Annotated in this window: 11 protein-coding genes; 1 reads left to right on the top strand and 10 read right to left on the bottom strand. The window is 43.5% G+C overall.

Annotated elements, in window-relative coordinates:
• Positions 1-279 precede the first annotated feature (279 nt).
• Positions 280-1,692: a sigma-54 interaction domain-containing protein gene (locus tag AC3WLU_RS02605; protein ID WP_492596766.1), complete on the top strand. Its 1,413-nt coding sequence runs from the start codon at positions 280-282 to the stop codon at positions 1,690-1,692.
• Between the two features lie 571 nt (positions 1,693-2,263).
• Here AC3WLU_RS02605 and AC3WLU_RS02600 read toward each other — a convergent pair.
• The 10 genes from AC3WLU_RS02600 to AC3WLU_RS02555 all read right to left on the bottom strand — a co-directional run bounded on the left by AC3WLU_RS02600 (position 2,264) and on the right by AC3WLU_RS02555 (position 13,258).
• Complete coding sequence (locus tag AC3WLU_RS02600) at positions 2,264-2,950, bottom strand: FMN-dependent NADH-azoreductase (RefSeq protein WP_492596765.1); 687 nt, start codon at positions 2,948-2,950, stop codon at positions 2,264-2,266.
• A 33-nt stretch (positions 2,951-2,983) separates the two neighbouring features.
• Positions 2,984-3,832 carry a VOC family protein gene (locus tag AC3WLU_RS02595; protein ID WP_492596764.1) on the bottom strand — a complete coding sequence of 283 codons (849 nt, stop codon included), beginning with the start codon at positions 3,830-3,832 and terminating at the stop codon, positions 2,984-2,986.
• A gap of 4 nt (positions 3,833-3,836) precedes the next feature.
• Positions 3,837-4,241: a DoxX family protein gene (locus AC3WLU_RS02590; protein ID WP_492596763.1), complete on the bottom strand. Its 405-nt coding sequence runs from the start codon at positions 4,239-4,241 to the stop codon at positions 3,837-3,839.
• 289 nt (positions 4,242-4,530) lie between these two features.
• Positions 4,531-5,295, bottom strand: a complete 765-nt coding sequence (locus AC3WLU_RS02585; RefSeq protein WP_369315442.1) for an ABC transporter ATP-binding protein — start codon at positions 5,293-5,295, stop codon at positions 4,531-4,533.
• Positions 5,292-6,089: an ABC transporter ATP-binding protein gene (locus AC3WLU_RS02580; protein ID WP_492596762.1), complete on the bottom strand. Its 798-nt coding sequence runs from the start codon at positions 6,087-6,089 to the stop codon at positions 5,292-5,294. Before AC3WLU_RS02580 ends, AC3WLU_RS02585 begins: the two co-directional genes overlap by 4 nt.
• Positions 6,086-6,925, bottom strand: a complete 840-nt coding sequence (nikC, locus tag AC3WLU_RS02575) for a nickel transporter permease (protein WP_063575387.1) — start codon at positions 6,923-6,925, stop codon at positions 6,086-6,088. The genes AC3WLU_RS02580 and nikC overlap by 4 nt, the downstream gene beginning before the upstream one ends.
• Complete coding sequence (gene nikB, locus AC3WLU_RS02570) at positions 6,916-7,869, bottom strand: nickel ABC transporter permease (protein ID WP_413001657.1); 954 nt, start codon at positions 7,867-7,869, stop codon at positions 6,916-6,918. Before nikB ends, nikC begins: the two co-directional genes overlap by 10 nt.
• A complete protein-coding gene (nikA, locus tag AC3WLU_RS02565; RefSeq protein WP_492596761.1) occupies positions 7,870-9,399 on the bottom strand; it encodes a nickel ABC transporter substrate-binding protein in 1,530 nt (509 codons plus the stop codon).
• 620 nt (positions 9,400-10,019) lie between these two features.
• Positions 10,020-11,162 carry a mannitol-1-phosphate 5-dehydrogenase gene (locus tag AC3WLU_RS02560; protein ID WP_492596760.1) on the bottom strand — a complete coding sequence of 381 codons (1,143 nt, stop codon included), beginning with the start codon at positions 11,160-11,162 and terminating at the stop codon, positions 10,020-10,022.
• 5 nt (positions 11,163-11,167) lie between these two features.
• Complete coding sequence (locus AC3WLU_RS02555; RefSeq protein ID WP_492596759.1) at positions 11,168-13,258, bottom strand: BglG family transcription antiterminator; 2,091 nt, start codon at positions 13,256-13,258, stop codon at positions 11,168-11,170.
• Positions 13,259-13,340 lie beyond the last annotated feature (82 nt).

Genomic DNA, 13,340 nt, shown 5'->3' with positions numbered 1-13,340 from the left:
GAAAAATGCAATGAAATTCAGCACTTTAAGGGCAAAATTGACATAGTATGCCATTATTTTTTGTTCTAATCCTATTTTTGTCGCTTAAACCTTACACTTTTTATTAATGCAAATTTCATGCCAACTAGAAAAACCATAAAAAACAGCATTTTCGCACTTTTTCCGCAAAATATTTTTGCACTTCAATGCAAAATAATCTTGCTGTGCAAATATTATTTGCGCCTTTGCTTCAATTCCTCTACAATAGCTCTAAGAAAAGAAGAAAAACGGGAGGCATTCATGAATTTAGATCAAATCATTAAAATAGATGGTTTCCAATCCATCCTTTATTCGCTTGTGGATGTAATCGATACAGGGATACATATAATCGATATAAAGGGGCGGACGATTGTATATAACAAGAAAATGGCAGAAATCGAAGGAATGGATTCAGAAGAAGTGTTAGGGAAGAAGATTCACGAAATCTTTAAATTCAAGGAAGAAACGGAGAGTACATTAATAAGGGCACTTCATTCGGGGAAGACAACCGAGAACTCGAAGCAGACTTACTTCAATAATCTTGGTCAGGAAATTACAACAATCAATAATACGTTTCCGATTTTAGATCAAAAGCAAAATATCATCGGGGCCATTGAAGTGGCAAAGGATATAACGAATCTGGAAAGAATCATTAAAGATAATATATTGAATAAGGGCGATACCAAATACACCTTTGACAGCATCATCGGAACGAGTGAAAATTTCCTGGAAGTGATAGAAAAGTGCAAGCGCTCGACCAGGACGGCATCCTCCATCCTCATCGTTGGGGAAACGGGCACCGGAAAAGAGCTCTTCGCCCAAAGCATCCATAATGGCAGCAGCCGTTCGACACAACCTTTCATCAGCCAAAACTGTGCTGCCCTGCCAGACAGTCTAATTGAAGGAATACTCTTCGGCACAAAGAAAGGCGCCTTCACCGGATCGATCGAACGGCCTGGATTATTCGAACAGGCACAGGGCGGTACCATCCTGCTAGATGAAATCAACTCATTAAATCCGAACATGCAAGCGAAATTATTACGGGCCCTTCAAGAAAGGACGATTCGCCGCGTTGGGGATACTAAGGATAAACAAATTGACGTTAGGGTCATTGCAACGATAAATGAAGATCCGATAGATGCCATTTCAAATGACCATTTACGAAAGGATTTATACTACCGATTAAGTGTCGTTTCGTTATTCATCCCGCCTCTTCGTGAACGGAAAGAGGATATTCCTTTGCTGGCTCAATCCTTCATCGAGAAATTCAATGCGCTGTTCGAATTGAATATAGAAGGAATCAGCGAAGAAGTCTACTCGCTTTTTTATGATTACGACTGGCCCGGGAACGTAAGGGAACTTGAACATATCATTGAGGGGGCCATGAATTTAATGGAACCTGGCGATACAAAGATTGCCATCACCCACCTTCCGGCTCTATTTAGGAAGAAAGCCCATTTGGAAGACATTCATCCCGGAAGAAAAGAGACTCATGCAAATAGAGATTTACAGGATTCGACCTTATCTCTTGATGATTATATCGCCAATACTGAAAAGCAATACTTGGAGAAGATATTGAAGGAACATGGCATGAATATCTCCCAAGCAGCCAAGACCCTGAATATTAGCCGCCAAAGCCTTCAATACCGTTTGAAAAAGTATCAGGTCAAATAACAAATAACACCATCCCTGCACAAAGGAGGCCCCCATTAGTATGGAGGGCCTTCAGTTTATCGGCGGAAGGGGAGCGGGTTTAGGAAGTTGATCTCCACTCCAGGCACTCGCTTTCCGCGGGCGGTCCGGGAGCCTCCTCGGCGCTCCTTGCGCCTGTGGGGTCTCCCTTGGACTCGCTTTTCCCGCAGGAGTCTCGTACACCCGCTCCAATCAAATGGCATGTTTTTTATAAAAACTGTAGGTTGGTCACATTTCGAATCCCTAACAAGAATTTAACGAGGAAATGATTACAATGAATTTAAAAAAAGCGTTGGTTATACTCCATGATTTTATATTCATTTATATGGGATTAACCCTCATTGAAGAAATTTGCGACACTCCTGCCGAATAACTGGCTAGCCGAGACCCCGCAGACGCTTGCTTTGATGCGGCTTGGCAGACAGTCTACGGAAAGGGAGCGGATTTCTGAAATCAGCTGAAATGTTTTTCAAATAAAAAACTGCAGGCAAAGTCTAAAGGCCCCCATTGATATGGAGGCCTTTCTTTGCCTGCTATTCTTTTCACTTTGCAATCAGAATGCTTCAGCCGCTTTTGCAACGTTTTCCAAACCATCCGCGATGATTTTTTGTGACCGATCCGGATACTGATTATGGCCTTCAATGACCACGGTCTCCGGATTCTTGATTCCCCATAGACTAATGATATTTTTCACTAAACTCACGGCCATTTCAGCGGAAGCCATTCCTTCTATTGCATAATCAGAACCGCGGGCATTCAATAGCATGACTTTTTTATCTCCAGCATACCCGACAGGACCTTCCGCCGTATAATTGAACATTATTCCTGCTTGTGCCAAATAAGAAAGATAGGTAATTAACGGTGCAGGAACCGTTGAGTTCCATAGAGGGAAAGCGAATACCACTTTATCCATGGCCATGAATTGATTTAAATATTGGTCAACCAGTTTTGCGGCATATTCCTCTTCAGCTGTCAGTTCAAGACCTTGGTTGCGTTTATATAGTCCGGTAATCGCCGTATTTCCGTAGTAAGGAAGCTCTTCTTTAAATAAATCCAGCTCGGTCACTTCATCCGCACGGTGTGTCTCTTTATATGTTTGTAAGAATGTGTCATACATTTTCGAGCTGATTGCCTGATCTGCTGGACGATCGTTCACTTTCACGAATAATACTTTTGTCCTTTTCCCATTCTCTTCTGCCGCGGCTTCTTTATTTCCAAATAATCTGCTTAAGAATCCCATTATCCTCTCACCATTGCTTTCTGATTATAATATTTAGACGATTAAATGAATCTCATTGCCTGATGGATCTGTTACAGCGAAAAACCCTTCTTTTTTCGTGACGACAGCCCCGATTCCTTCCAGTTGCTCCGTTACTTTGTTTCTCGCTTCTTCATCTGCATAAACGAGTGTATACCAGTTTAGCCCCACACTATTTTCCTTCGGGGCAGGGGCACCAACGCCATTCCATGTGTTCAATCCGATGTGATGATGATATCCGCCGGTTGAAGTAAAGAGCGCTCCTCCATATCGATTCACGACGCTAAACCCAAGACCTTGCATGTAAAACTCCTCCGTTTTCCGTAAATCCGCTACATGCAGATGTATATGCCCCATCAAGGTACCAGCAGGCAGTTTGCTCCACTCACCATCGCTTTCTTTCAGCAGGTCATTCCCATCCAACGGATCCGTGCCCATTTCGACCTCCCCGCCTGCCCATCTCCAATCAGCTGATGGCCGGTCAGAGTATACTTCGATGCCATTTCCATCCGGATCGGTGATGTACAGCGCTTCACTCACTTCATGATCCGCCGCTCCAAATGGATATTTCGTTTGAAGTAAATGGCGTAAAAAAATCGATAAGTCGGCACGGGTAGGCAGCAACAGGGCAAAGTGATATAAGCCCGTCGTCCGCCCTTCTTTCGGAATCACATCCGCAGGCTGCTCAAGTGTCAGCAACGGGGTTTTTCCGTCTGTCGTCAAAACAGCTTTCCGGTCGGTTTTCTTCAATACTTGAAGACCGATGATTTCTTGATAAAACAGAATGGCCTTATTCAAATCCAAAACATTAATACTCACTTCGCCAACAAATGTAATTGGTTTTTGATGAAAATTTTTATCCATATTGTCACTTCCCTTTTTTATTGAAAATCACATAATCCAAAGAAAGAACCGTGCGGTTTGCACACGCTAGATAGACAGACATGGCAAGCAGTGCCAAGTCCAGTTCGTAACCCGCCGCTTGCCCGTTTCCAAGAAAACCGGCAGGTAATTTAGCCGTGAAAATCGCCCCCGCCATAATGACCGCAAATAGGACGGATACGAATCGTGTTCCCAAACCCAGTATAACCGCAAGTCCTCCAATCAATTCGATTCCTGCAACGATGTATGCCATGAAGCCAGGAATGCCAAGGCTATTGAAAAATCCCGCTGTATTTCCTATGCCCCCTTGAAACTTTGAAACGCCGTGAATGAAAAAAGTAAGACCTAAAATCACCCTTAAAAAAACTTGACCTGCATCATTTTTATTCATGTATGAATTCTCCTTTTTGTTGGTTACTTTATGTAAGTAATTATATTTTCATAAGCTTATAATGTCAAGTAAGTTTATTGGAATTCATTTTTTTACCTAAAAAAACGAATTGCCGAAAGCAACTCGTTATATGGTGCCACTATTTAAATGTGTAATAAAATGGTTGAATTGATGATGAAAGAATCCGCAATCGTTCTCCCGAATTCCTAACATGCCACCTTACTTCCTCCTTAAGCATTAAACTTAATCGAAATCATTGCGATTTAAAACTCAAATAAACACAACTTCATTATTCAAACATCGAAATCAGTTCTTTTGTGTATGAATGGCGATCGCTGCAAAAAAGCCGTTCTTTCTCGAAAGAATCCACAATAACACCCCCTTTCATCACCATGATCCGTTGGCTCATCTCCTGTACAGCCGATAGATCATGAGAAATAAAAAGGTAGGAAGTGTCCAAAGTCTCCCGCAGCCCGCCTAACAATTTCAGCACCGCCGCTTGGGACAGCACGTCCAGGCTTGAAGCCGGTTCATCCAATATAATGAGGGCCGGTTCGATGCTGATTGCACGCGCAATGGTCACCCGCTGCTTTTGTCCGCCGCTTAGCTCATGCGGATAACGTTCAGCAAAACTCCTTGGAAGCTCCACCGTTTCCAGGAGCTGTCCGATAAAGTTCACTTCACTTGTATACGTAAAATATTTCAAATTGACCTGGCTGCCAAATTGAAGATATGGATCCATTAGTGAATCCTTTATCCTTAGTTTTGGATTCAAAGCCGATGCAGGATTTTGCAAAACGGCCTGGATGTTCTTGCGATACGGTTTTAAACTGCGTTCGCTTTTGTTTTGCAGCTCGGTTCCTTCAAATAGGATGCTGCCCTTGTCAAAAGATTCAATCTGAAGGATGAGTCTTGCCAGTGTGCTTTTTCCGCAGCCGCTCTCCCCCACTAACCCGAGGCATTCCTTCCTTTCCATGCTGAAATTCACGTTCCTTAGTATTTCCACTCCGTTATCATAGCTTTTATGGACATTTCGCACGTCTAATAAACTCATCCTGACACTCCTTCAAGCTTAAATGGAATTCTCCTCAATGATGGCGATGATTGAATCAGTTCATTCGTATAAGCGTGCTGCGGATGATTCAATACCTGATTTTTATCACCGGTCTCTATGATGGCCCCGTCTTTCATGACTGCAATGCGGTCCGCATACTTCCTGACATGACGTAAATCATGCGTAATGAACAAGATTGCACATCCGGTTTCTTTTTGGAGCTTTGATAACAGCTGTAAAACCTTAAAGGAAGATACACTGTCTAAGGCTGTGGTCGGTTCATCCGCTATCAAGATATCAGGTTCAAGCAGCAGGGCTATTGAAATGGATACGCGTTGAAGCTGACCGCCGCTTAATTGAAAAGCGTATCTGCCGTAGATATCTTCATTCAGTCCCACCGATATGAGCGCATTGACCGCTTGCTGCCTCCTTGCCTTTTTGGAAAGGTTCAAATGTGTTCGCTGATATTCGTCGAAATGCTGACCGATGGTAAGGAACGGGGTGAATGAACCCTGGTAATCTTGAAAAATATAGGCCAGGCGCTTTCCGCGAACCTTCCTGATTTCTGAGGAAGATAGGGTTAATAAATTCTTTTCCCCATACCATATTTCCCCCTTCGCTTGAAGATTGGGTGCAAACAGCTGACATATTGCCATGGCCGTCATGCTTTTGCCGCTCCCGCTTTGTCCGACAAGTGCGAACCACTCACCCTCCTGCACATCTAATGAAAGATTCTTGACGATATGATTTTGCTTTCCCATGATATGCAGCTGCCTCACGGATAAAATGCTCATGATCCCACCTCCTTTTTCACATCGAATGCATCGCGCAAATAATCACCGAGCATGTTGGTTAGAAGGACGACAAATACGATGGCGAGCCCTGGGTAAATCATCAGCAACATATTGGATTGAAAGTATGGACGGGCATCATTCAGCATGGCTCCCCACTCCGGTGCCGGCGGCTGCGCACCGAGCCCGATATATGATAAGGAAGATATGAGCAAAATGATTTTTCCTAAATCGAGGCTAGAAAGGACAAGCACATTCCCGATAAGGTGCGGAAATAGATGCTTCCGCATGATCCCAAATGAACTTAATCCATTGATTTTAGCAACTGTGACATATTCCTTCTGACGTTCGGTGATCACCGTACTTCGCACAAGCCGGGCATAATTCACCCATTTCACCAGAACGATCGCCAACAGGAGATTTTCGATTCCCGGTCCTAATAAACCGCTAAGAACAATGGCAACGATCGTATCTGGGAAGGCGAGAAACGCATCGGCAATGCGCATGAAGACCCGATCGATCAGACCTCCTTTAAAACCGGCAATCATCCCGAACGGGACGCCGATGATAACTGCGGCAAACAAAGATAAGAGGCCGTAGCCAACCGTCAGCTGTGCACCAAGCAGAAGGCGCGTCAATACATCACGCCCTAGATGATCCGTCCCTAACGGATGTTCCATGCTCGCCGGCCATAGCCTTTCTTCCAGATTGACCAGTGCCGGATCATGTTTCACAATAAGAAAGGTGTAAGCCGCAACGGCAAGGATTGTCGCCATCACCGTAAATAGGACGGTCATTCTCCAGCGCCTTTTGGATTTTCCTTTGATAACTAACTCCATTTTCCATGCTTCCTTTCCTTCAGTCTTAGCTCCGGATTTAAATAGCGATAAGATAAATCCACGGCACTATTAACCATGAATACAATGATGGCCATGACCAGCAGGTACCCTTGGATGACTGGATAATCCCGCGACCGAATCGAGTCCACGACCATCTTACCTATGCCTGGATAGGCAAAAATCACTTCGATCACGACTACACCGCCGATCAGGCTGCCAAGGCTGACCCCGAAAACGGTAATGACCGGGGGCAAGCTATAACGAAATGCATGGGCAAAGAATATCCGCATCTCTGAAATCCCCCTAGATCGGGCAGCCCTGATGAAATCATGACTGAGGGAATCTATCAGGCTCGAACGCAGCAAACGGACGTACACACTTGTAATGGCCAGCCCCAGCGTGACCGACGGCAGAATCAAAGAACGAAACCCGTCCCTGCCCATCGTTGGAAGGGCTCCCCATCGTACCGCAAATAAATCTATCAAAAGCAGCCCCAGCCAAAAGCTAGGAATGGCTGCCCCCAATAAAGAAACAGCCCGGCTGAATTGATCGATCCAGCTCCCCCTGTACAAGGCAGCAAGCGAACCTAACGGAATCGCTATACCAAGCATGACAAGCAATGCACCAACCGCCAGCTCAAGTGTTGCAGGCAGCCCGCTCATGATCATTTCCATCACAGGCTGATTCGTCAGATAGGAATGCCCGAAATCCAATCGTATAAAGTCCGCAAACCAATTGCCATACTGCACGACCAGCGGATCATTGAACCCTAATTCTTCACGAAGCTCATTGACTTGCTCGTTTGTGACCGATACATCATCCACTTGAAGTATCGAGAGAACCGGGTCGCCAGGAGCAAGCCGAACAAAAAGGAAAGAAATGAATGTAATTACAAGAACAAAAATCGCTACCTCAATGAACCGGCGGACTAAGATGCGAAACATTCACTTCACATCCAATTCATTCGTCAGCATGTAGTATTCGCTTCTCGAAGTGATCCAGTTTTTAACTTTATCGGCATCATAAGCAACAAGTGTATTCGGATGTAAAATGAATGAATTATACACTTGTTCATCCACATACATCGCAATCTCCTCAGCTAAATCCGAGCGCTCCTCCTGCCCGACCGTCACGTTCAGCTCATCAATCAGGGACGTCAGGCGATCATCATCAGCCCCACTGAAGTTCAAGGCACCCTTTGGATGATAAGTAGCATTTAAATAATAACCGGCATCCCCTCTCGGAGCCGTTAAATTGCTGTAGGTCGTTAAATCCCAATCGCGATTGGAAGCCATATACTCTTCAGGGATTTCTATTTGCTTGATATTCACATCAATCCCCAACTGACCGGCATCCGATTGAAAAACTTGGGCAATTAACGGCAGGTCGGCACGTGAACTGTATGTAAGCAGTGTAAACGTTAACGGTTTACCGTCTTTTTGCATGACACCATCCACTTTCTTATATCCCGCCTGATCAAGAAACGCCTTAGCGGCTTCCATTCCATTCGCTTTTTTCGGATAATCCGGGGCAAAAGAGAAAGTGGATGGGAATGGCCCCGTCGCCACTTCAGCATGACCATGTAAAATCGTTTCCGCAATGGATGGACGATCGATCAAGGCATCAACCGCCTTCCGGACGTGTATGTCCTGCAATGCTTTACGTTCCAAATTCATCGTCATTTGATGTACGCGGAAAGTCGATGTCGATTCAACCTTCACACCATCTTTCGCCTCTAAATTTTCCAGGCTTTCCACTTCCGGACGGAAAACAATATCAGCGTCTCCCGATTCAAGGGCAAGAGACCGAGCATTGGCATCTTCATTAAACGAAAACCTGGCTCTCTCAAGCTTTGCGGCTCCATCCCAGTAAGACTCATACCGCATTAAATCAACAGCCGTACCTGGTATGAATTTCGAAACGGCAAATGGCCCGGTTCCTATCGGCTTGTTTATATAGTCACTCTCCTTCACATCAATAATCGATGTATTTGGATGAACCAATTCAGAAGGAAACTCAGGAAAAGGAACCTCCGTCTTAATGGTCAGCGCATTCCCGTCCGCTTCAATCGACTCAATGCGCAAAGCATTCTTGATCGCCGGACTATCTTTCATCGCCCTCTCCAAGGAAGCCTTCACCGCTTTGCCATCCATCGGCTTTCCATTCTGAAACGTCACACCCTCCCTTAACTCAAAATTCCATAATTGACCATCCTTGCTATCCCAGCTCTTCGCCAGCCAAGGTTCGATGGTCAAATCCTTATCATTGAGATGCACCAATGTCTCAGTGATGCCAGCCCTAAGCGACACATAACTAGTATCAACATTCGGATCAAGCGAGCTAGTCGCAAAATTAAAAAGCAAGTTCACTTCCTTCTTCCCTCCCGCTTGATCCTTCGCAGACTCGGTGGAACAAGCAGCCAAAAGAAAGACTGATAAACATACAATAAAAATCAATTTACATTTTCTGAACACGATATATTTCCTCCATTACCTCAACTATTTTTATTGACTGTTTTAAAATCGTATTGATTACGATTTAGGTTGCGGCTTTACCATCATCAAACGACGTAACACATCGCCGAATGCTTATCCGAAATCAAACTATGTAATCCTCCTCGAGAGAAAACATCCATTCACGAGTATATGTGCTAAACTCACGAGTATTTGCTCTAAATTCACGAGTATTTGCTCTAAACTCACGAGTAAATCCTCCAAATTCACGAGTATTTGCTCCAAATTCACGAGTATTTACTTCAAATTCGTGAGTATTTGCTCTAAACCCTTAAATAACAGCTCTAAATCTCTTGCAATAGGACCAAATTATTAAAAAGTGCACCAAATTCTCTATTTATTGCACGAATCCTCCTTTTTCAATCCATTCTTTCAGTGCTTTTTGTCTAATAAATCAAAATGATTGCGATTTATACTTTAAAACACTCCCTCTTGTCTTGATTGTCTTCCATTATAAAACGTAATGATTACTGTTTACAAGGTTTTTTTGAGTTTTATTATCGGATGCCTGTTCCTTCGATGATTGGCTTTTTGATTAAGTAAAAAACTCCTGAAAAAGGATTTCAGGAGTTCTTCGGCTTTTATTTCAAGTTGTTGTAGTGGTTGATGACTTCTTCGGTGATTTCGCTATTCTCGTCCAATCCGCTAACTTCCTTAAGTGCTGAAGCTACACCGTGTTCTTTAATCATCGTTTGCAGTTTAAGGGCTTCTTCATCTTCGTTAAAATCAAAGAGTAAAGCGGCCGCTATCGCTTTCGCCAGATTAGTATAGGAAAGTCCGGCTTTCTGTGCTTCTATGGCAGGGCGCACGAGACGGTCGTTTGGCCCGAGTTTACGCAGCGGTGAACGTCCGACTCTATTCACCGAGTCATTCAGGTAGGAATTTTTAAAACGATTAATGATTTTTTCGATATACTGCTGATGCTCACCTGCATCCAAACCGTATTGTTTTATTAAATAGGCACCCGTTTCCCCTAGGGTTTTCTTGACTTGCTCCACAATGCCTGCGTCTTCCAATGACTGGTCAATCGTTGATTTTTTATTTTTGAGATAACCGAGGTAAGCAATGACGGCATGTCCTGTATTAACGGTAAACAGTTTTCTCTCAATGAATGGGGCGAGTTCTTTTACAATGGTCATCCCTTCAACGGCAGGTATGCTTTCCTTCGTTTCAACGACCCATTCATAATAAGGTTCCACCAAAACATCAAGTGATCCTTCGTTATTTTGGATAGGAACGATGCGATCGACTGCTGAGTTAAAGAAGTAGACTTTATCGGCTAGTTTTTCCTTTGTGGCTTGATCCAGGTTTTCCAGAATGTAGCCTTCTAAAAGGTCTGTTGCCGATATTTGGTTTTCGCAAGCGATCACATATAGTTTTTCATCGGTTTCCTTCACTCTTGATGCCAATCCTTTTGCAATTAAAGGAGCGATATGAGGCAAAATATTGGGACCGATAGCAGTGGTGAGGTAGGTTGCTTCGGAAATTGCTTTAATGACTTCCTCTTCCTGCTTTAAACTGTTTAAACCCGAAACATTTTTCACAGTGACTGATTCTTGTTGATCAGTGGCCAGTTTGACTTGATATTGCTTTTTATCATTTAACTGATCGATGATTTGATCAGCTATATCTACAAATGTCACATGATATCCAGATTGTGAAAAAAGTGCTCCGATAAATCCTCTTCCAATGTTTCCTGCACCGAAATGTACTGCTTGTTTCATTACAATCATCCCTTTATCAAGTTAGTATATAAATAATCCAAAAATATGGCTTCCAGCCTTCTTCTAATCATTTCTTCGTCCGAAGATGAAAAAATCATGATGGATTCATTGCTTTCAATTAAGCTTGAACTTATTAAGCTGACGATTTCCTGCTGCTTCACACTCAATTCTTCAGGTGCCAGCATCAGCAGTAAATTTTTCATATGGACGTTATTGCCGTCCATACCTTTGACGAGACGATATTCCTCTAGGTGAGCCACCTGGAATATCAGTTCTTTTACATTCTTATGTCTCGTATGGAAAAGGCCCATCCCCGTGCCCGGAATGCCTAAACCGCCCTTTTTTTCCCGTTCCTTCAAGGATCCGACCACATCATCCGCACCCATCAGCAGTTCTTCCGTTTCAGCCATCCTCACCATTTCTTCGATGATTTCTGGATGTTCTTTCAGATGCGGCAGCCGATAAAACCGGAAATTATCCATGATCGACTCGATGCTCTGCTGGGCATCTTTCAATTCCTGCAGCACTTCTTTCAGTTCGCCATCCTCTTTTTTGGTCACGGTATCCTTATCGGCTGACTGAATGCCATAACGCTTATTCTTCGTGAAGTTTTCGATATTCTTCCTTAAATAATTCCTGATGTTCAAAATATTCTCTTCACTCAAAAGAGGGGATACAAGGATATAATCACTATCGATATACGGAAGCCGGACGGTAGAAATGATCACATCATAGTTTTTCAGGCTGCCCTGCTGCTGGATGTCTTTGATCGTCTTGATTTCTACAGTCTCGATTTCGATGATTTCCTTTTTGATCCGGCTTGCAAGCATCTTCGACGTACCGATACCTGTCGGGCAAACGATGAGTGCCCTTATTGATATTTCTTCCTCCCGCAGCACAAGTGCAGATCCGAAATGAAGGACGATGAAGGCTATTTCATCTTCAGGAAATTCTTTTATTTCTTTGAATCCCTTTTCCAGACTGGTCTTCACTGCCAAAAAGAGAACCGGATACTTTCGCTTAATATCTTCGGTTAAGGGGTTGTACAATCCCATTTCCTGTTTGATCCGGAAAAGCGATGGTTCCATATGGGCGAGGAGCCCCTGATACAATGGGAAATCCTTGGTCAAATCGATTTGCAGTTGTGCCGAAACATCTTTTATCAGGTTTCTTATCAGCTGGCCAAGCAATACACTGTCATAGGGAACGGCATCCGCCGCATGAAGCTTGGAGCCTTTAAGGATGGCTGCAAGGTAGCTTATATCATCGATGGTAAAAGAGACTTCCAGCATGGCGCTGAGTTCCTTGCCTATTTTATTCATGAGATTAGTCTCATCGGAAAGTTCGCTTATTTTATTGAAATCCTTCTCCAAAAAATATTGGCTTTCATTCCTTTGCAGGGTTACATAAATATGTACAATTAACCCTATATACCCGCTATCCGCCAATCGGGAGTGGGCACTGTTAAAAGTTGAGTTCAGCACCCCGTCGATAGCCAGAAGATATTCGGGATCGAAATAGTCGAGGATTTTCGCTTCTGGAAATTTCCCTTCTTGCAGCAAAAATAAACTTTCAATCAGCTCTTCATTAAAGAAGTGCAAGAAATAGGCTGCCTGGGCTTTCCGTTTATTTTCTTCGGTGCCGGCAAGCTCTATTCCGACTCCCCTTTTTCTGGTAATCACGATATTAAAATTCTTTAACCATTCGGTCAGTTCGTCCAAATAGGTTGTAAGAGTCGTAATGCTTATTCCGAGATCCCCCGCAAGAACTTGAGTTTTATATGATTCTTCCTGCAGTAAAGCTAAAAGAAGATGCAGTTTTCTTTCTTGTGGCGTTTGATCGATCGGATGATTGCCCATCAGGTGCTGTACAAGCCGAAAGACTTGTTCATTCTTCCCGTCGATGGACAGTCCCTCATGTGTATTGCGTGTTAAATGCAACTCGAATGATTGCAGGATTTTTTCTATGGACTTCAGATCGCGTTGAACCGTCCGGACACTAACATTCAATTGTGTCGCAATGGATAAGGCTGTATGTTTTCCTGAAGTTTTTATGATCAATTCTATGATTGATTTTTCCCTTGAAGTAATATACATGCTACCAACTCATTTCTGGTGGAGTAACACGAGAAAATACTGAATAGAAAAGCGTATAACGCTTTTCTATTCTTGGTTAAGA

The organism is Peribacillus sp. FW305-BF15 (assembly GCF_058783805.1).
The sequence above is the reverse complement of the archived record's forward strand: the minus strand, read 5'-3'. Positions and strand labels throughout refer to the sequence as shown.